This is a genomic window from Candidatus Wallbacteria bacterium (assembly GCA_028687545.1).
Taxonomy (GTDB): domain Bacteria; phylum Muiribacteriota; class JAQTZZ01; order JAQTZZ01; family JAQTZZ01; genus JAQTZZ01.
The window spans coordinates 1-19998 of the sequence record JAQTZZ010000013.1 but is presented as its reverse complement, the minus strand read 5'-3'; the positions used below and the strand labels follow the sequence as shown (position 1 = coordinate 19998).

At 49.1% G+C, this 19998-nt stretch carries 13 protein-coding genes and 1 pseudogene; 5 read left to right on the top strand and 9 right to left on the bottom strand.

Annotated elements, in window-relative coordinates; all coding sequences use genetic code 11:
* Window positions 1–70 precede the first annotated feature (70 nt).
* Complete coding sequence (locus tag PHW04_07850; GenBank protein MDD2715788.1) at window positions 71–2674, top strand: protein kinase; 2604 nt, start codon at window positions 71–73, stop codon at window positions 2672–2674.
* On the opposite strand, the gene PHW04_07845 is transcribed toward PHW04_07850, so the two are convergent.
* Both PHW04_07845 and PHW04_07840 read right to left on the bottom strand, forming a co-directional pair.
* Window positions 2655–5066, bottom strand: a complete 2412-nt coding sequence (locus PHW04_07845; protein ID MDD2715787.1) for a protein kinase — start codon at window positions 5064–5066, stop codon at window positions 2655–2657. The two genes, PHW04_07850 and PHW04_07845, sit on opposite strands and share 20 nt — an antisense overlap.
* An 11-nt stretch (window positions 5067–5077) precedes the next feature.
* A complete protein-coding gene (locus tag PHW04_07840; protein ID MDD2715786.1) occupies window positions 5078–6610 on the bottom strand; it encodes a hypothetical protein in 1533 nt (510 codons plus the stop codon).
* Between the two features lie 148 nt (window positions 6611–6758).
* Between PHW04_07840 and PHW04_07835 the strand changes: the two genes are divergently transcribed.
* Genes PHW04_07835 through PHW04_07825 form a run of 3 tightly spaced genes read left to right on the top strand, consistent with a single transcriptional unit; the run spans window position 6759 to window position 8338 of the window.
* Window positions 6759–7172, top strand: coding sequence for a hypothetical protein (locus PHW04_07835; GenBank protein ID MDD2715785.1), 414 nt, complete (start codon window positions 6759–6761; stop codon window positions 7170–7172).
* Entirely contained in the window at window positions 7172–7327 is a 156-nt protein-coding gene (locus PHW04_07830) for a hypothetical protein (GenBank protein MDD2715784.1), read from the top strand. The genes PHW04_07835 and PHW04_07830 overlap by 1 nt, the downstream gene beginning before the upstream one ends.
* A 36-nt stretch (window positions 7328–7363) precedes the next feature.
* On the top strand, window positions 7364–8338 hold the full coding sequence (locus tag PHW04_07825; protein ID MDD2715783.1) for a hypothetical protein: 975 nt from the start codon (window positions 7364–7366) through the stop codon (window positions 8336–8338).
* 97 nt (window positions 8339–8435) lie between these two features.
* Here PHW04_07825 and PHW04_07820 read toward each other — a convergent pair whose 3' ends face one another.
* Entirely contained in the window at window positions 8436–10178 is a 1743-nt protein-coding gene (locus tag PHW04_07820; GenBank protein ID MDD2715782.1) for a hypothetical protein, read from the bottom strand.
* A 105-nt stretch (window positions 10179–10283) separates the two neighbouring features.
* On the opposite strand from PHW04_07820, the gene PHW04_07815 reads away from it, so the two are divergent.
* Window positions 10284–10976, top strand: a complete 693-nt coding sequence (locus tag PHW04_07815) for a hypothetical protein (protein ID MDD2715781.1) — start codon at window positions 10284–10286, stop codon at window positions 10974–10976.
* A 132-nt stretch (window positions 10977–11108) separates the two neighbouring features.
* On the opposite strand, the gene PHW04_07810 is transcribed toward PHW04_07815, so the two are convergent.
* The 6 genes and pseudogenes from PHW04_07810 to PHW04_07785 all read right to left on the bottom strand — a co-directional run.
* The gene (locus tag PHW04_07810) at window positions 11109–12593 is read right to left on the bottom strand and encodes an amino acid permease (GenBank protein ID MDD2715780.1); all 1485 of its coding nucleotides are present in this window, start codon (window positions 12591–12593) and stop codon (window positions 11109–11111) included.
* A 126-nt stretch (window positions 12594–12719) separates the two neighbouring features.
* Window positions 12720–12938: pseudogene (locus PHW04_07805) on the bottom strand (YkvA family protein).
* A gap of 48 nt (window positions 12939–12986) precedes the next feature.
* Window positions 12987–13919: a lysylphosphatidylglycerol synthase domain-containing protein gene (locus PHW04_07800; GenBank protein MDD2715779.1), complete on the bottom strand. Its 933-nt coding sequence runs from the start codon at window positions 13917–13919 to the stop codon at window positions 12987–12989.
* Window positions 13920–13934: 15 nt separating this feature from the next.
* Window positions 13935–14372 carry a hypothetical protein gene (locus tag PHW04_07795; GenBank protein MDD2715778.1) on the bottom strand — a complete coding sequence of 146 codons (438 nt, stop codon included), beginning with the start codon at window positions 14370–14372 and terminating at the stop codon, window positions 13935–13937.
* A gap of 261 nt (window positions 14373–14633) precedes the next feature.
* Window positions 14634–15554: an NAD-dependent epimerase/dehydratase family protein gene (locus PHW04_07790; GenBank protein ID MDD2715777.1), complete on the bottom strand. Its 921-nt coding sequence runs from the start codon at window positions 15552–15554 to the stop codon at window positions 14634–14636.
* Window positions 15555–15616: 62 nt separating this feature from the next.
* Window positions 15617–19998: hypothetical protein (locus PHW04_07785; protein ID MDD2715776.1), on the bottom strand; the 4382-nt coding region annotated here is incomplete at its 5' end.

Genomic DNA, 19998 nt, shown 5'->3' with positions numbered 1-19998 from the left:
TCCGGAACCCTGTAAACTCGCAGCACCCTGTCATTTTGACAAATACGGCCTGCGTTGTTAATCTGAAAGTATGAAAGAAATTGAACTTCAGAGTGGCACAACCCTCTCCGGCTGTGCAGTCTCCGATAAGATCGGCGAAGGCGGGATGGGTGCTGTTTACAAGGCCCATGATCCTGCGCTGGACCGCCTGGTAGCGATCAAGCTGATGGGGACATCCGCTGACGACAAGAGCAGGGAGCGGTTTCTCAGGGAAGCCAAGCTGCTTGCTCAATGCAGGCATCCGGGAGTGGTCCAGATTTACGCCTTCGGTGAACATCTGAATCATCCCTATTATGTGATGGAATACGTGGAAGGAGCTTCGCTGGACAGTTTCCTGAAAAAAGCCCAGTTGTTTTCTGAAGGGAAATACAAACCAGAAGAACTTCTGGAAATGGGCTATCTGAAAGAGTCAACACCAGACCAGCCATATTTTCTGCGCGATCCCCTGACGGATCCTCTGGAAGATCCGGAGTATCTCGGTAAAGCCAGTTCCCTGATCGCAGGAATCGCGGATACCCTGTCTGAAGTACACAAACTGGGAATCACTCATCGCGACATCAAGCCCTCCAATATTCTCATCTGCCGGAACGGAGCAGTCAAACTGGTGGACTTTGGCCTGGCTAAAACCGGGGACGGGCACGATCTGACTCGCTCAGACCAGATCCTGGGCACAATGAATTACATGGCTCCAGAGCAATTCATGGGAAAGAAAGGAAAGATTACACCCCAGACCGATGTTTTCAGCCTGGGTGTAGTTTATTATGAGCTGTGCACCCTGCGCAGACCCGTGGAGGAAGAGGAACTGGCAGCTACCATCGGACGCATCACCAGGGCTGATTTTCCCGAACCACGCACCCTTAACCCGAAAATCCCCTCTCAGGTCAATCACATCATCATGAAATGCCTGGAAAGCGAACAGGAAGAGAGGTATCAATCCACCTCAGAACTGGCGGATGAGATCCGCTCCGCAGACCGGATCAGTCCGATTTTCCAGGGTATCCGTGATTTCTTTCTGAACATGACCGGGAACTCCCCTAAAATAATCTCGGAAATACCCCAGATTGAAAGGAAAGAAGTTTCCACAGCCAGAAAGCCGGCAAAATCAGCCGTGCGCTCTGATTCCGCGGCCAGGGCACTGTTCGAGGAAGCGAAGACCGATTATTTCGTGAATTTCTGGTACGAGCAGGCCATCGACAAGCTTGTCCAGTCCCTGGAAATGAATCCGCTGCTCGTGGATTCTCTCCTGCTTCTGTATTTCTCGTATAATACAATCGGAGAATCGAAGAGAACCATACCTCTCCTGGCTGAAGCAAAAAAAGCTTACGATTCGCTGCCAGAACAGGAAAGGCTGAAACTCGATATTCTGGAGAAAGCCCTGAAGCATGATTATTCCGCTGCAGCCAAGCTCTGCAGCAGTTACCTGCAACTTTATGCAAACGATATTCTGATGCACTGGATGAATTTCATGGTACTGGAAGCTGTCACTGATTTCGACAAATCCATGTCCAGCCTGTCCAGATTCATTGAATTGAATCCTGAAAACAACGCTGCCTATCTCGGAATGGCTGAAAACCTGATGGTCCTGGGCGAGACCGAATCGGCCATCTCCCTGCTCGAGGAACGGGTCAGGAAATACCCGGATCTCCCAAACCTGAATCTGCTTATCATACAGCAGCTGCTGTATGTCGGAAGGTTTGAGGACGCCCTAGCCAGACTCGACACCATCGCGACAACCGATCCGTCGCTGGACTGGGCTGCGGCATACCGGGGCAGGGCCTATGCATCCCTCGGCAGGAACGAAGCAGCCTGCAATGAGCTGCGCAGAGCCATCGGCCTCGACCGCAACGATTCCGGCAAAGCATTTAATTACTATCTCCTCTATCGGATCAACCGCCTGACAGGGGACGAGGAAAAAGCCCTCAAGTATCTCCAGATCGCCAAAAACACCGGGTCAGAGTTCGATTTTCTCACCATGGAAGAAATCCGGGAACGGATCGACAACTGGCCGATGGACGGTTTTTCGGCTGAAGGGATCTCACCTGAACTCCTGAGTATCTCGGTGAAATTCGCCAAACGCGCCTGCTTTCAGAGAATGAATCCGCAGGCATTCTCAAAGCACTTCAGCTACAGCCGGATTTCCAGCTACCAGATCGAAGGGGAAAAATGCGGTCTGCTGGAAATCTATGCTGATTATATTTATGCCTCTGAACAGGTCAAATCGATTCCCCTGATGCTGCATAATGTTCCGCTCACTCCTTTCACTGACTCAAGGGGCAGGATTCTCGAAGTAAAATACAAGAAAACTTCTTCCAAGTTCGGCAGATTTGTAGCCCAAGTAATCCCGGCCGAACCCGTGAATAACGGTGAGGCTGTTTTCATGGCTGCTGAATTCGAGGGCTCAGATCTGATCGTCAGGAACGGCAGTAAAGCCATCTTTTCAGCCCTGGATTATCCGTATTGCGCGTCTAGGCATCACGCAGTGCTGGTGACTGTAACTGATCAAGTAAAAATCGAGTCAGTGGAACCGAAACCCGATGAGGAACTCAAACTACCGGGAAAACGGCTGCTGGCCTATTTCCGTTTCTTCAATGCAGGCGGGAAACTGCCGCTTAAAATCACCTTTTCCGGTCGCTGAGCCTGTCTGACTTGTTCTGCGCTTCCACTGCCAGAATCCGGTAGAGATAATCTTCGTAAATCCTGGCTATTTTTTTTGCCCCGTAATAATCATAGATCAGATAACAGATCGCAAAACCGAAAACAAAACCGCTGGCTGCAGTGACAAACATGCTTGTGCCGGGCACGGTCCATTTCAACAGGAATAAAAATAAAAGTGACAAAGATGCACCGAGGAAAAAGCCTTTGCCGAACGAAACCATTCTCTCGCCTTCCAGGGAATCCACCCATTTGTAAGCTCCGGAAAACAGCCCGATTCCAGCCGCGAGAAGTATCAATCCTGCATTCAGACCTGATTCTGCCTGGATCGACTCCGGGAACAACGGTTTCAGCAGATACTGCAGTTCCAGAAATAGAAATGCGCTCATCAAACCCGTAATCAGCAATTCATGCAGTTTTACATCCGCAAAGCGGGGAGCCTGAAGAACGTCTTCCAGTTCCCGCAGCAGCCGCTTGTCATATTTGCTCCATTCTATCTCTGCCTGCCTGAGGCTCTTCAGATACTGGCTCAACTTGCAGAATTCATACCTGAAAAATCTCGGACTGGAAAGAGATTTCAGAAGCGATGGAATGATCAGGTATAGAGAAATGTCGACCCTGTTCTTGCAGAGTTTTCCGAATTCCTGATATTCCTTGAGCGTGACCACATTCGGCCCGACTTTCTCACGCTCCACCAGAAGCCGTTCCTCCCTGAGCCTCTTCAACTCCTGCAGATAATTATGGACCAGCTGGAGTTCCCCGCTCTGCAGCCCTTCCACCATTTCCATAGGGATAAAATACTGCTCCCTGAGGAGCAGGAAGTCTTTTTTCTTCATCATGCAACCGGCGTGCTCGCGCAGGAAAACAACCTTCTCATGAATGGAGCAGTCAGCAGGGAAATAATATTCCTCTGGTTTCCACCAGAAATCGAAAATCTGCAGCAGTCCGGCCAGACTGCTTTCAAAGGATTCTTTCGCATGCTCGGAGCGCATCACGGAGAGCAGCTGATGAAACTCGTCCCTGTCTTCATCTTTCTGGATCGCCCTCAGATAATCCTTGTAATAGTTGAGAAGCGCTCCGCTCATCAGGGCCTTGACTATGCAAAGCTCCCCGTGGGAAAAATTTCCGGAGAGCACCCTGGAGGCAAAGAGAAAAACGTTTTCAAAAGATATCAATTTCCCGTAGAAAACAAATCCAGTTCCTTTAAGATAGGCCAGCGTGATCTTCACCAGCATGTAATCCTTGTCGTTCCTGGCCATTTTTCTGAGTTTCTCAATCGTGATGCAGTAATCATACTCTCCGTTTCGTCTGAGCCATTCCTCAAGACTGCCGCCGGCTATGAGTTCCCTGCCTTCTATCCAGCTCTCCTCGTCCAGAATGAAAGCATGCAGCAGTTCCTCCAGGGAACTGAAATCCTTGCCGTTGAATGAAATCGGACTCTGGAACTCTCTGAATTCAGGCTTGAAATCGAAAAACACCGGTATTTCAGTCCCGCCGGAAAGCCAGCGTTCGACCTCTGCGAAAGACCATCTTCGGCCCGGGTTTCTCGTCAATAGACCTTTCAGAAGCTGCTGATAGGCTTTGGGCAGGTCTCCAGGGACCTCCAGCCCTTTCGTGGACAGGCTGTACATGATGTTCCGCATGTCCAGCCCATGCAGCGGATGCCTGCCTTTCAGGATTTCCAGAATGATTACTCCGACTGACCAGAAATCTGATTCCCTTCCCACCACCTGCGTAAAAGCCTCAGGCGACCAGTACATAGGTGTACCCTTCAGATTCATGGTCATTTTCCGGGAGATCTCGTCGTCAATCACCGAAGAAACTCCGAAGTCCGTGTAAATCAATTCAAGCGGGGAACGGTTTCTCACCAGAATATTGGAGGGCTTGAGGTCAAGGTGCAGGAGATTGTTGGAATGAAGGGTTTTCAATCCTTTCATCAATGCAGGGACCAATTCGAGCATCCTGTCATGGGTGAAATAATCCCGGTCAGCCATGAGATCTTTCAGGGATCCGAAACGGACATATTCCATTATCTCGAAATAACGCCTGGATTCCTCGTCGAATTCAGATTCAAAAACATGGATCACGTCCCCGGGAAATTTCCGGCTGATTTCCATGATTTTCCTGAGAGCCTCTGTATTGGGAGTGTTACCGTATCTGTATAATTTGAGGATGAAATCCCGGCCTGATTTCGTGACTTTGTAAATATCAGCCTCAGCCCCGGAGGCAGGCAGGAGTTCCAGCACCCTGTAGCTGCGGAATGCACTGATTTTTTTATCCGGCTGTGTCTGCGGATCTGAGAGGGTGCGTTCGGATTCATTCAAAGTCCGCTCTTCAGCAATCGTACGATCAGACAAGTCTTCCAGTTTAGCCATAATAATTCAGTTCAAATTTCCTTTTTTTCATTCTGACTGACGGCTCTCTTGTCCCGGCTGGCAATCTTTTCATCCACTATGTATTGGATTTCATTTTCCTCGGGTTCAAGTCTCAGTTTTGTTTCCAGCTTGAAGCCAAGTTCAGAAAGTTTCGCTTTGAATCTGTCATAGTCCCTGCACCATTCCAGGGAGATTTCCCTGTCCTTCTGCCGCTGATCCGCACTGATCCTTTTCTGCTCATCCGGTGTTCCTACCACCCGCACCAGCCTGGTGATCAGCTCTCCATTCCGGCTCATTTTCAGCAGCACTTTATATCCGCTCCATTTCGAATCCAGATAAACCGCCTCACCCCGACTTAATCTAGCAGCCAGATCATCGCCTGGAAAATCCTTCAGCACTTCATAGCCCAGCGCTTCCAATGCCTGGCGGACTGAATCAGCTACCCGCTCCTGTTCTTTGGCTTCCCGCATTGCCTGCTCTGCCAGAAATTCGCTTACCAGCTTGGAGATTCCGGCAGTTTCCTGCCTGGTGACGATTCTGGATGCGAGTAACTTCCGCACTTTCTCCAGGACCGCCCCGGCCTGCGGAACTTCAATCAACTGCTCCACCAGCCATTCCAGCTCTTCCCTGCAGACCTTGTCCCAGGCCAGATCTTCCTTGAGCTTTCCATATTTCAACTGCGCTTCATCCCTGATCATCTGCAGACGCTCGTGGGATTCTGTTCCCTCGGCTTCTGCGGCCAGTTCTGATAATAAAGCCTGGGTATCCGGGTCCAGTTCCCCGATCCGCCCGTAAAACTTACGGAAATCGGCTTTCAGTTTCCTGATCTTACCGGACTTGCGGCTCACAGCAAGGGCTGCGGCTTCAGCGAAGCCGATTCCAGCCGTTTCTTTCTGCACTTGATTGATACTGATCAGTTCTTGAAGCTTTTGCCGGATTCGGTCGAGCTTAACACATTCTTTTGCTTTGTCAGTGCTTTTTTCAGTCCGGATTTTCTTCAGCTGCTGGATTTCCTTCTTTTGATTGAGTTCAGGCAGGTTTTCAGCCGCCAGGAACAGAGCGTCCACTTCCGCTTCAGACGCCTTAACGAGGACTCCATGTTCCAGCTCTTCAAGCTTCAGAAATTCAATTTTCTGTTTGGTCAACTGATACTGTTTGATAATCAGTTTCAATGAATCAGCTGCCTGTTTCAGTTCCAGCATGCAGCAGTCGCATTCTGAGAGCAGCTCTGAACCGAATCTCTCCAGTTCGCCAAGTTCCAGCTTCAGCTTGGCGCGGTCTTCCTCTTCCAGGCAGGCTGCCCTGCCGTTCAGCTGCACCTGCAGCCGCGCAAGCTCCCGCTTGAGAATTTCTTTTTCAATGTACCCCTTGGCAAGTGCTGCACCTGCACCGGCTGCCAGAAAGGCGAAAGCCCCCAGCGCGCCTGTATGCGAATAAAGCAGTTTGGACATGATGTCGACCTGGCTGGGAGCCGCCTGATAATGGATAATCTTGGGCAGGATTTTCGGAATCCCCTCCACTATCGTCACAACAGCATGGCTCACAAATCCTCCTCCAAAGCCGATGGGTTCAGGTATCAAATTTGATTCTGATATTCTACTTCTCATGCAGCTCACTGTAAACTGCGGGGATTGAATCTTCCCTGTTTCCCGTTTATCATTAGAAAAATCTTATTTTTTCCAGGTGGTGCAAATGTTTGAAAAATCTTTCAACCCTGAGCAGAAAAAATCGCTTCTGGCACTTTCGAAGCGGATCGCCCAGTCCGACAATATCCTGACTGAAGAGGAAGAAAAAAACCTGTCCAGGATCAAAAAGGAAACAGGCATATCCAATCTGGATAATGGGGATTTCGACTTCGGCCAGGCTCTGAAGCCTTTCGGCAACTTGGGATCGCAGGTCAAACTGATGTACGAACTGCTCTCTTTGACAGGAGCTGACGAGGAACTGGCAGAAGGTGAGGAAGACTTTATTTATTTCGTAGCCGACTATTTCAAGATCGACCAGCAGAAACTTGAAAAGATCGACGGACTGGTGGAAAAATACGGCCAGTACGGCAAGCCTGAAGATGTCGAAAAAGATCTGAAGAAAGTATTCCCAAGCATATAATGGCTCTTTTATTAAAACTTCTGGTAGTGCTGGTTTTGATTCCGTTCGCGCTGATCGCCATCACTTTCCTGAAAAAACCTTACACTGAAAAAACTCCCGGAAAAGTAGACCATTTGGGCCTGCTGACTGACTGGCTGTTCAGATTTTTCAGGTAGCGTGAAAAATTATCATAGATCTTTCCTGGAGGGAAAATGAGATACCTGCTGTACTTTTTAATCATGATTTTGATAGCACCTTGCGCTGCGAAATCGAAGCGCCATAAAGTCGCGCCTGCGCCTAAAGTCCCGCTTCCATATGAAACCAAGGAAGACGGCCTGAAAATCTGCAAAGGGGATCCGGCCAACTATCGGCAGGCTAAACTCAATGGCTGCAGAATCGTCAATCTGCCTTCTGAGAAAACCTTTTTCGTATACTGGCTGCCCCCGGATTTCAAGAATCTTCCGGACAGATTGATGATGGTGGCATTGCATGGGGCGAACGGCAGCGCTTATAAGACCATCCTGGATCTGCTTGATACTGCCAGGCTGGAGAATTTCGCTCTGATTTCCCTTCAGTGGGGATGGCCGAAATCCTCTCTGACCAAGACCAGTAAAAAGAGTAAAAAAAGCAGCACAGAACGCCTTTTCTCCGATATCCGGCAATCCGAAAAGCAGAACACCGATCCCGAAGCTGATCTGGTGAATGAAAGCCACGACAGTCTGGATTACTTCGATTATCTTGGTTATGAAACAGTCTACAAAGCGGCAGAACATGCTCTCTCTTATCTGATGGAAAGTGAGTATGGGGATCTGAAAAGCTCTGCTCTTTACTGCCCGGGACGCGCAGCCACCATCTGCCCTGCGCTGGCCCTGCTCGACACGAAAAAGCAGACCGGGCTATACAAGCTTTTCATCTCAGCTTACGGTTATGAGGAAGGAACAGTGATGCCTGAATTGAACAACCCCCTGCATGGCGACCTGCCGCTTTCCCTGAAGAATTTTTATCTTTTCGCAGGCGTCAGGGATTCCACTGCAGTGGACAACCTGCATCAGGCCAAGCGGAAAATCATGGAACTGGGCGGCAGGATCGACGCTGTGCGGCTCGCTCCGGAACGCTATAACGGATTTGAGGCCGACCCGAAATACCAGCGGGAAGCAATATTTTTCTGGAAAAGGAATGTGAAATAATGGTGGTAACGAAACTCTGATACTCCTTGTTTCCTGCAAGAAGTTGGTAAGTTAGTATGTTGGTAAGTTTTTAAGTGGGATCATATTCATTCTGTTTTTATTGCGGTAAATACTGGATTGAACCGTTGACGCGGTTGTAACGGCCGCCTCTGGCATAAAAATATGTGTTCTTGATAATCAGCGAAAAATTATAGATCCGCCCGCTCTGGACAGTCCCGTTGATCATGGAATTGAGAGAATTGAGCAAGGGCTGAGTCAGATTCAGATTCAGTTTGTGCTCTGAGATGGTAAAGATTTTTTCGTACAGATTGTCATAATTAACGGCTCCCACTGTCCCGTTCTGGTTGATAGAGACATAGACCTTAGCATCATTCGGAATACTGAACATCCCTGTCTGCACGTTGTAATTCAGGCTCGAAAGCTCAACTGTGGCTCTGCTGACCGAGCCTGTGATTACATACTGGATCGCTGTGGAAAAGCTCTTCGTGTTGCCTGAAGTGTCAAATGTGGTTGAGAAAAGCTGTGTGACTGAGCTTGAATATTGTGGAATCTCAAAAGCAGGGATGCTGTCAATAGCTGAGGCATCGCCGGCAGGGGTGCTCATTGTGACTGCAGTGCCGTTGATGTCCGTGACTGCAACGCTCGGATACGGATCCTGAAAGATGTATGCTCCCGTAACAACCGTGTCTGCTGTAATTGTGCCTGAGATAGATTGAGGGGTAGTAAAATAACCGACATTTTTAAAAGTGATCAGATACTCTGTCCCTTTGGCCAGGTTTTCAACTGATCCGCTGGAAAGCCAGGTGCCTCCTCCATTGATGCTCCACCTGCCGCCGGCCAGGATGGCGTCTTCAGGGCTGAGATTGACTGTCAGGCTGCGTTTTTTTTCAAACACTGACACCGATAATTCGGCGGTTTCAGTGATCCCGCCTTTTGTATAACTGCACAGCAGGATTGCAGAACCGGCTGTCGAAGGAGCAAGATAATTTCTTCCATTTATAGCACCGCTTCCGCTCTTCACTGTCCAGCTCGAACCAAAGGCAGGATTCTGAGATTCATCAGTATAATGCGCGGTTACGGAAAGATTCTGAAGGTCAAGCACATCATCAGTCCCGACGCTGATCGAATCAGGCGAGACAGCAATCCAGTCCAGGATCTTTAATTCCCAGGCCAGGTCAGGGCCGTATTTCAGATCAGCCTGATCATTCATGTAAAACCAGTAACCATGCCAAGGGTCCAGGGAGAAAAGCGTGGAAAATGAGATCGCCTGATTGTTCATGAAAGTATGGAATCCATCTCCTGCGCCCAGGTCTGTCCTGTAAAATCCCATGATGTATTTAACAGTCCCGTTCGCTGCAGTCTGGTTGAAGACGGAATCAATCACAGTTCCGGTTTCCTCCTGCGTGAGCGGCAGCCTGCTGTCGGACTGGAGCCAGTAACCTGCCAGATTCCAGCCAGGGGATAAAATGATTTCCGTGGAATTAGAAATTGCTAAGCCTGTAATTTCCAGGGTTCCGCAGGCAGTCTGATAGACCCAGTAGCCATGAAATGCATCCATCACAGTAAGTGTGGAAAAATCCCGCAACCCGTCAATGTTCATGTAGGTTCTGAACCCTTCTACCCCTGAGTCCGAAGGACTCCTGAAAAAACCCATTACATATTTCATGGCTGGGACACCGGCAAAGATCACTTCAATTGACGGACTGGATGGTTCAAGGCCCAGGCTGATCAGATTCCAGCCTGTCTGTAAGGGGATGGTGCCGGTAAGTGCTGAAACTGCCAGGGAATTCCAGAGCAGGGTGGAAAAGAGAAATACGCTGAACAGCCGGTGCAATTTCATATCCTGGATGGTAGCGGAAACACAGTGGATTTTCAACTGTTCACCCCTATTTGATTACGCCGGATATTCATGCGATAACATATAAAAGCCTGCATTGGAGGCGCCATGAAGGGTGCGGTTTTATTTTTTTGGTTAATTGTCTCTATTCTCCAGTCTTCCGCCGACCCTCCGGGCCGGCCCTTTTTCTCTGACATTAAAAATTACCGCTACACAAAGCCGGTGCAGGATGATAACGGAGCGCTGGACATCCGTAACAAAATGGATCTCACTGAAAGCCTGATTCAGATCTCTGCGCATCTCTTACTGCTGGAGCAGAAAATACCGGCAGAGACAGCCAGGGTTCAGGCAGGATACTCCCTGACAGCTGCAGAGATTGACAGGGAAACCGACAATCTCGCCTCCCGGATCATCGACAGGATGATCAAGGGCGATTATTCCCCATATAATGAAATTAAAACCCGTTTCATGGAAAAGGACGTCAATCTCCGCTTCGGATATGGTACCCTGCTGTTGAAAATGAAGAATGAATTTCTGGCTGTTTTTCCGAATTATCCGGAACTCAGGCCGGAACTCTATCAGATCAATTACATGCTCGAAGGTTCAGGCCAGAATTTCAATTTTCCGCTGATCGACTCAGACACAAAATCAGTCGTGAATCAACTGGAGTGGTGGGTTTACCGCCATCTTAAATGCACTGAGAATCAATTCAATATAGACAAAAACCGCGACTTGTTCAACCTGCGCCGCTGGTATAAAACCCAAGCGCTGGAACTGACCGCATATCTAAAAAAAGTCTAGGCATCTGATTCTGCAGATGGAAGCTCCTCTAAGTTCAAACTTAACATGTACTTCATCTGAAAAACAGATCAAAGCGGCAGTTTTTCGCATCCTCCCATGAACCTGAACTTCAAACCTGAAATTCTAAATCAATTAGTTATCAGCTGGATTTTTTCTAAGCTTGCTGTGATGCTGACCATATGAATAGTAAATCAACAGCCCTATCACCAGCCAGATTATGAATCTCTTCCAAGTAATCCAGGGTAGCCCGAACATGAGATAGACGCAGAACAGAATGCCCAGAATCGGAAACAAAAGTCCGCCTGGAGCCTTGAAGGGCCTGTGCCGATCCGGATCCTTGATCCTCAGGATCATCACACCTGCACAAACCAGAATAAAGGCAAAAAGTGTGCCGATATTGCATAGATCTGCCATTTCATCAATATTGCAGAACGCCGAAAGAATGGCGACAACCACTCCGGTAATGATTGTGGCAACATGCGGGGTCTGAAATTTCTTGTGTACACGGCCAAAAAATTCAGGCAGTAGGCCGTCGCGACTCATGGAAAAGAAGATACGCGGCTGGCCCATCTGAAAGACGAGCAGTACCGCAGTCTGAGCCACAATCGCGCCCAGTGAAACCAAGGCTATCAGCTTGTAACTCACATGATTATATTCAAGTCCTGCTACCAGAGGTTCGGCGATTTTGTTGCGCAGTTCGGCAAAAGGCACCATGCCGGTCAGGGCCATGGTGACCAGGATATAGACAATAGTACAGACCACCAGAGAGCCGATGATACCGATCGGCATATCTTTGGCCGGATCCTTGCATTCTTCCGCAACAGTTGACACAGCGTCAAACCCGATATAGGCAAAGAAGATTGTCGCCGCACCGACCTGAATGCCGGTAAAGCCACCTGGAGCGAACGGCTGCCAGTTTTCAATCTTGAAGTAATAAATACCGATACCTACAAAGAGCGCAAGAACCGCAAGCTTGATCAGCACCATGAAATCGTTAAAGCGAGTGCTTTCCTTAATCCCGCGCACCAGGATAATGGTCAGAAGCACTATGATGCCAACTGCCGCCAGATTGAAAATGATCGGAATCCCGCCGATGTGAGGTACCGTATTGATATCTAACCCTTTCTGCATGAAAGTCCTGTAATCTATCCTGAGCCAGATCGGAATCTCCATGCCGAAGATGCTCTTGATGAAATCGTTGAAATATCCTGCCCAGCTTATGGCGACAGCCACATTGCCTATCGCGTATTCGATGATCAGGTCCCAGCCGATGATCCAGGCTACCAGTTCTCCCATTGTGGCATAGGAATATGTGTATGCGCTTCCTGAAACAGGTACCATCGAGGCAAATTCTGCGTAGCAGAATGCCGTAAAGCCACAGGCAATTGCAGTGATGATAAATGAAATAATCAATGCAGGTCCGGCACCAGTCACGGATCCATCGGCGGATCCGACTGCTGCGCGGCCCACCATCGTGAATATTCCTGCTCCGATAATGGCACCAATTCCAATCATTGTGACATCCATCGGACCCAGAACCTTCTTCAGAATCTGCCCTTTTTCCCGGGTATCGCTGACCAGCTGATCAACACTCTTAGTGCGGAAAATCGCCTGCACCTGCCCTCCTCAATTTCTGTATTTTTATAATTTGTAATAATGTATCAGATATTTATAAAAAATCCAGTGCAAAATTGTCAGACTGAAGCAGACTTATGGAGCAGGTTCTGAGACCATTTTTTCGGCCTCTGCCATCACTTCCCGTGGAATCAGCCTCACTGCAAAATAAAGAAGCAGCGGGACTATGATCAGATCATCAAGCTGTCCAAGCACAGGTATGAAATCCGGTATCAGGTCGATCGGGGAGAGAGCGTAACCGATTGCGGTCAGCGCCAGCATCCTGGCATACCATGGAGTCCTCGGATCGCGGGCAGCGACGGAAATGACCCTGATCCGTGTCTTCAACTGAGCGGACTTTTCTCTGATCCAGGATCTGAAACCCATTAAATCACTTCACTTTTTTGTCACAAGCACGTGGATCGTGAAAGTGGCCAGCCCCAGCAGCAGGGGAAACAGGTAATAGATCCCCCTGAAAGCGAGTAAAGAACCCAGAATCGCCGATTGCGACAAATGCGGGGAAAGGAAATAAACCATGCACAGTTCGAACACTCCCAGACCCCCGGGAACAGTGCTGATGATTCCGGAGAGGAAGGAAAGCAGGAAAACACTGAAGTACTGAAAAAATGAGGGATTGAATCTGGCGGGCAGCAAGCAGTAGAGGACCGAACCGATCAGCAGTAGATCAAGCGCACCCAGCAGGAACTGCCCGAGAGTCACTGCCGGTGAAGGCAGTCTGAATTCAGCAGTCTTGATGATTAAAGGCTTCTTATAGAATATTGTTGCCAGAACATACAGGCAGATCATCAGCAAAAATACGAAACCAGCGACCTGGACATTGGATTTCGGGATCTGCAGCCTGCCGGCTATATAACCTCCGTTTAACAAAAATCCGATCCCGTTCATCAGGATCAAGCCCAATAATAATGTGATACCGTTGAAAACCACTATTTTCAGGCAGTCAAGATAAGTCAGCTGCGCATCACGATACAGGAAGCGGCGCAGGGTTGAGCCTGTGATCAACGAATAACCGGCTGTGTTCACCACCGAAAAACTTACGAAAGTCCCGAAAACCAGGCTGCGGGTCCCTACCTTGTGCTGAAAATTCCTGATCGCCAGGAAATCATAAACGATAAATTCCATGAAGTTGGCGAATGTTAAAATAACTGCCAGCAGAATATTTTCAAGCGGGAGATTGCCGATCTCCCGCATGATGTCACGGTAACGGAAATGTCCCAGAGACCGCACCAGTAGAAAAATGCAGAAACAGAAAAGAGCGGTACCGAATACGAACTGGAATTTATCTAGGAAACTGACTTTCTTAGCCACAAAAGATATTGTACATTATTTTGTGCAGATCTTCACTGCCGGAAGCTCACTCCTGAATTCCAGCCAGAACTCCCAGCTGTGATCAGAAAGCTTGCTGGCCTGCCTGAGAAAAATCTCGCTGACCTGCTTCGAATCTGAAAGATCAGTATAAAAACCGCTCACGCTCTTGATCGTTGATGAGCAGGCTATGGCATCCAGCTGATATCTTCCGGATTTATCTTTCTTCAGGGATTTGATATAGGCATGATGCTTCTTCAGAACTCCCTGCAGAAGTTCATCCAGAGTTGAAAAAGTTTTCCCCCGTATGACTCCGATTTCGACCGTCTGGGTGGATTTTCTGACTTTCTGATTTACCTGAGGCTGCGAATTGCCGGTATCAGCCGGTTTCTGTGAGGTAAATCCCAAAAGAGCCGGAACTGCGAAAAATATCAGAACCCACATTTTAAAATTCATATTGTCTCCTCGTTTCAGTCCGATTTTTTAACTCTCTTAATAGTTATCGTAAAATATCAAAACAAGTTCAGGTCTGCGGTCCATTTTTTGTCTTGACAGATGAAATGTCTTGGCATAAATTATGCAGAATTGATCAATTTAAGCTTTTTGAAAGCTGGTGTGGAAAAACATGTTGAAACAAAATCCGATACTAGCGAATCTGATACTGGCAAGTGTATTTCTGTTCTTCTCACTTAGTCTGCTGATATTTTAAGGTTTTCTTCAAAATCTCTCGATCATGCGCTTCAGTCCCTCGCTGAGGGAGACTTCTGTTTTAAATGAAAGCGCGGCTGCGGCTTTTTCCACTCTGGCGAGAGAATGCCTGATATCTCCAGGGCGCGGGCGCTCATGCTTGATTTCCGACTTACTGCCTGTCAGCGAAAGAATCGTCTGAGCGAGTGTATTGATCGAGACAGCTGTGCCGCTGCCTACATTGAAAATCCCTCCGTCAGCTTCCTTTTTCAAAGCCGTGATATTCGCCCGCAATATGTCTTTCAGATAGATGAAATCTCTGGTCTGTTCTCCATCCCCGAAAATCCGCAGCTGTTCTCCGACCTTGGCTGCAGTAATGAATCTGGGGATCACTGCCGCATAGTCGGACTTGGGGTCCTGGCCCGGACCAAAGACATTGAAGTATCTCAGGCAGACAGTAGGCAGTTTAAATAATTCATGATAGAGCTGACAGTACTTCTCGGAGGCCAGCTTCTGAAGCGCATATGGCGACAGCGGCCTGTCCGGAGCCGTTTCGCTCAGGTTTTCGCCGTCTCCGTAGATTGCGCAGGAGGAGGAAAACACGACTTTCTTCACCTTGTTCCTCCGCGAAGCTTCAAGCACATTGAGGGTTCCTCCGAGATTCACGGCCTGAGTGAGCACAGGATCCTCGATGCTCATCTGCACGGACGGCAGGGCCGCCAGATGGAAGACTGCCTCAGCGCCGTAAAACACCCGGCCCAGCTTTTCAAACTCCCGGATGTCAAGGCGCTCCATGTCATACTGCCCGGTGATCTCGAAAAGATTGTCGATTCTGCCTGTGCTCAGATTGTCCACGACCACGATTTTGCTGTCAGGTTCCTGCTTTTTCAGGAATTTTACCAGTGCGGACCCGATGAATCCGGCCCCGCCTGTCACCACAAATTTTTTCATAGGATTGCTCCAGTTATCATGACTTTCACCTCTTCAATATTTTGGTAGCTATCACAAGGTTACTACTCCTGGCTTATCACTCTTACTTCTGTGGTCAACGTCGTATCATACTCAGAGTATGTTGCAGTAAGTTCAGCTGTATCGGCTACAGCAGGCGCAGTATAGACATTCCCATTTAAAGTCCCTCCGCCTGTGGTCAGAGACCAGGTGATGTCGTGCGCTTCATTTGTGCCGCCGTTGTATAGAACCTCTGCAGTACAAGGCAGCTGGTATTCACTTTCCAGAGGTACGAGGATTTCAGTGGAATCAAGGTAGAGATTCACCGGGAAGGCCGGAGATTCAAGCTCAGAATACCAGACATCATTTCTCGGAATGCCATCGTTTCCTGCAATGATCCACATCTTGTTATTGAAATAAAGCAGCTGATGTGAGCATCTGGCTGACATGCCTGAGAATTCAGATGCCCTGATCCAGTTCAAGCCATTTTCAGATTCCCAGATGTCGCTCAGCATCGTGTGATCAGGCCTGATGCCACCGACAATCCAGAGCTTCCTGTTAAAGCTGGCCAGAGAGTATGCGCTTCTTGCGCCAATACTGGCTGAACTTACAGCTTCCAACCAGTTGATGCCATCAATTGAACTCCAGACGTCATCTGCGCTGGAATTGAGGCTCAGCATGCCTCCGATCAGCCAGGCACGGTTGGCAAAGACTGTGCCGGAGAGTGAAGCGCGGGCCGCAAAAGCTGCACTGCCTGCTGCCTGGGTCCAATTAGTCCCGTCAGTTGTATACCAGACATCATTCTTGAATGATCCGGTGTAGTCGTAGCCCGCAGTCACCCACATTTTGCCGTTGAAGATGAAACCGGCCTGGCCGTATCTTGAAGTGAATCCGGCGTTTGCTATAGCCTGAGTCCAGGTTATGCCGTCAGCTGAACACCAGACATCATTCTTCAAGCCTGTACTGGAAAAACCTGCGATCACCCAGAGCATGCCGTTGTATGAGAGGCAGCTGTGTCCGTATCTCGGAGTAAAGCCTGCAGATTCAGTAGCCTGGTTCCAGCTGATGCCGTCAACAGAATGCCAGACGTCCGAGTAATAAGCTGTGCCATTGAATCCTCCTGTGACCCAGAGTTCATTTATAAAGGCAGCTGCACCTGCACCATACCGTGGTGAGAATTCTGCATTGCCATTGATCTGGTGCCACAGTGCTCCATAAACAGGCAGGTAGTTGCCTGTTTCCTGGATATCGTTCTCCATTGTCGCTGCAATGCCGGCAGGTGTGACGTAGTTTGTAACATTTTTGAATGTAATCTCAAAAGTGGTGTCAGCAGCAACCTGTGGGGATTCTCCGCTGTTCTTCCAGGTGTTTCCGCCGTCAATGCTCCATCCCGCACCTGCAGTAATTGCAGCACTTGGTGTGATTGTTACTGACAGCAAATACTTATCCGGATCATCAAAATAGCACCAGGTATCATTCAGGTATGGTGTGGTCCCGGTCGATCCTGCGATTATCCACAAAGAGTTGTTGAATGCCGTCATGGTGTGGCAATACCTTGGAGAAAGACCTGTGGTAGGAGCCTGAATCCAGTTCACTCCATCCTTTGTGTACCAGACATCTGCTACTGTTGTTCCACCTGTGGTCTTCCCGCAGGAGAGCCATAATCTTCCGTCGTATGCTGTGCAGGTTCCAAATCTGACACTGAACGGATTCTGACTGCCGCTCACCTGGGTCCAATTCATTCCATCAGAGCTGTTCCAGGCGTCTTTCAAATAAGTGTTATTGGTTGTAGTATATCCGCCTACCACCCAGATTTTGTTGGCATACACTGCAGTGCCCATGCAATAGCGGCTAATGAATGGAGCATCGCACTCCTTGGTCCAGGTGACTCCGTTGACACTGCTCCAGATATCATTCTTGCTTGCACCACCTGTTATGCATCCGCCGATCAGCCACAGCTTACCTCCAAACGATTCCAGCCCTACTGCATTCCTTGCTCCGTATCCTCCGTCTGCAGTTACCTGTGTCCAGTTCTTGCCGTCAGCGCTCTGCCAGACATCAGCCTTGACCCCAGTGCTTACACCTCCACCTGCAATCCAGATCTTGCCATTATGCACAGTGCAACCAAAAGAATATCGAGCTGTAAAAGGTGCATCACATTCTTTGGTCCATGCAATGCCGTCACCGGTACTCCAGATATCGCGCCTGTATGTTCCATCATATCCGCCGATTACGAACAGCTTCCCGTTCAGTACCACGCTTCCGTGCCCGTAGCGTCCACCAAACCCTGCGGTCTGGCCCTGGGTCCAGGATACAGGTTGATATGTGCAAGTTACCGTCACATCTCCAGCTTCCATAGTTCCATAAGTAATTTCCGGCTGGCTGTATCCGACAATGTCTCTATATTCCACAATATAGCTGCTGCCTTCATTCAGACTGACGCTTGCTCCGCTGCTTCTCCATAGGTTTTCGCCGGACAGCTTCCAGCCTGCTCCTGAAGAAACTGCACCAGACGGCAGGATCGCTACTGTCAAGTTGTGGCTCAGGTTCTGATTGTATTCAATATAAGTCACATTTTCGGTAGTGCCGTTGATCGGCATCACGCCTTTCAGAACATTTGGAGTGCAATATCCTCCGGTCTGTCTGAATTCCAGCCTGTAGCCATCGCTTTCCTGCACTGATGCGCTTGTGCCGGAATTACGCCACCCGCTTTCACCCGTCAGCCTCCATCCTGCGCCTGAAGCCACCGCATCAGCAGGATTCAATTGCACTGTCAATTGTCCGAGCACAGGAGCTTCGTAATAACTCCAGGTGTCGTTTAGGTATGGAGTAGTACCGGTAGATCCGGCAATGATCCAGAGAGATCCGTTGAATGGTGTCATGGAATGGCAGTATCTTGGAGAAAGGCCTGTTGAATAAGCCTGGGTCCAGTTCACTCCATCTTTCGTGTACCAGATGTCTGCAACTGTCGTGTCTCCATAGGTCTTCCCGCAGGAGAGCCACAATCTTCCATTGTATGAGGAACAGGTCCCGTACCTGACACTGAAAGGATTCTGGCTGCTCACCTGAGTCCAGATCTTCCCGTCTGAACTGTTCCAGACGTCTTTCAAATAAGTGTTATTGGTTGTTGTATATCCGCCAACCACCCAGATTTTATTGGCATACACTTCTGTGCCATGGCAGAAACGACTTGTGAAAGGAGCGTCACATTCTTTGGTCCAGGTAATTCCATCTACACTGCTCCAGACATCATTTCTGCTAGCACCTCCGGTTATGCATCCGCCAATCAGCCAGAGTTTGCCGTCAAATGACACAAGCCCTGCAGCACTCCTGGCTGTGAATCCTCCGTCAGCAGTTACTTGAGTCCAGTTCTTGCCGTCAGCGCTCTGCCAGACATCTGACTTGAGGACGGTGTTAGCATTCCCGCCTGCAATCCAGATCTTACCTTCATGAACTGTGCAGCCGAATAGGTATCTGGAACTAAAAGGAGCATCGCATTCCTTGGTCCAGGTCAAACCATCGATTGTGCTCCAGACATCATGTCTGTACGTTCCGTCGTATCCGCCAATCACGAACATTTTCCCGTTCAGGACAATGTTCCCATGACCGTAGCGTCCGCCGAATCCTGCTGTCTGGCCCTGGGTCCACGGGACAGCCTGATAGATGCAGGGTACAGATATATCTCCAGCCTCCATGGTTCCATGCACGGATTCAGGCTGGCTATAGCCGATCACATCACGATATTCCACAGTACAGGTACTGCCTTCAATCAAGCTGACGCTTGAGCCGCTACCTCTCCACAGATTTTCTCCTGATAATCTCCATCCTGCTCCTGAAAAAACTGCACCAGACGGCAGGATCGTTACTGTCAGGTTATGGCTCAGGATCTGATTGTATTCAGCATACGTCACATTTTCGGCAGTGCCGTCAATCGGCATCACGCCTTTCAGAACATTTGGTGTGCAATACCCTCCGGTCTGTCTGAATTCCAGCTTGTAGCCATCTCCTTCCTGCACCTGTGCATTGGTTCCGGAATCGCGCCAACCAGTTTCTCCAACCAGCCTCCACCCTGCTCCGGATGACACTGCTTCTTCTGGGTTCAATTGCACTGTCAGTTGCCCGAAGACAGGCGCGTCATAATAATTCCAGGTGTCATTCAGGTAAGGAGCAGATCCGGTAGATCCGGCAATGATCCACAATGAGCCATTGAAAGCAGTCATAGAATGGCAATATCGAGAGGTGAGTCCAGTAGACACAGCCTGGGTCCAGCTGACCCCATCCTTTGTATACCATACATCGGCAACTGTTCCTCCACCTGTCGTTTTCCCGCAGGAGAGCCACAATCTGCCGTCATAAGCTGCGCAGGTCCCAAATCTTGCGCTGAACGGGCCCTGGTTAGTTACCTGGGTCCAGTTCTTTCCGTCTGCGCTGTTCCAGACATCCCGTA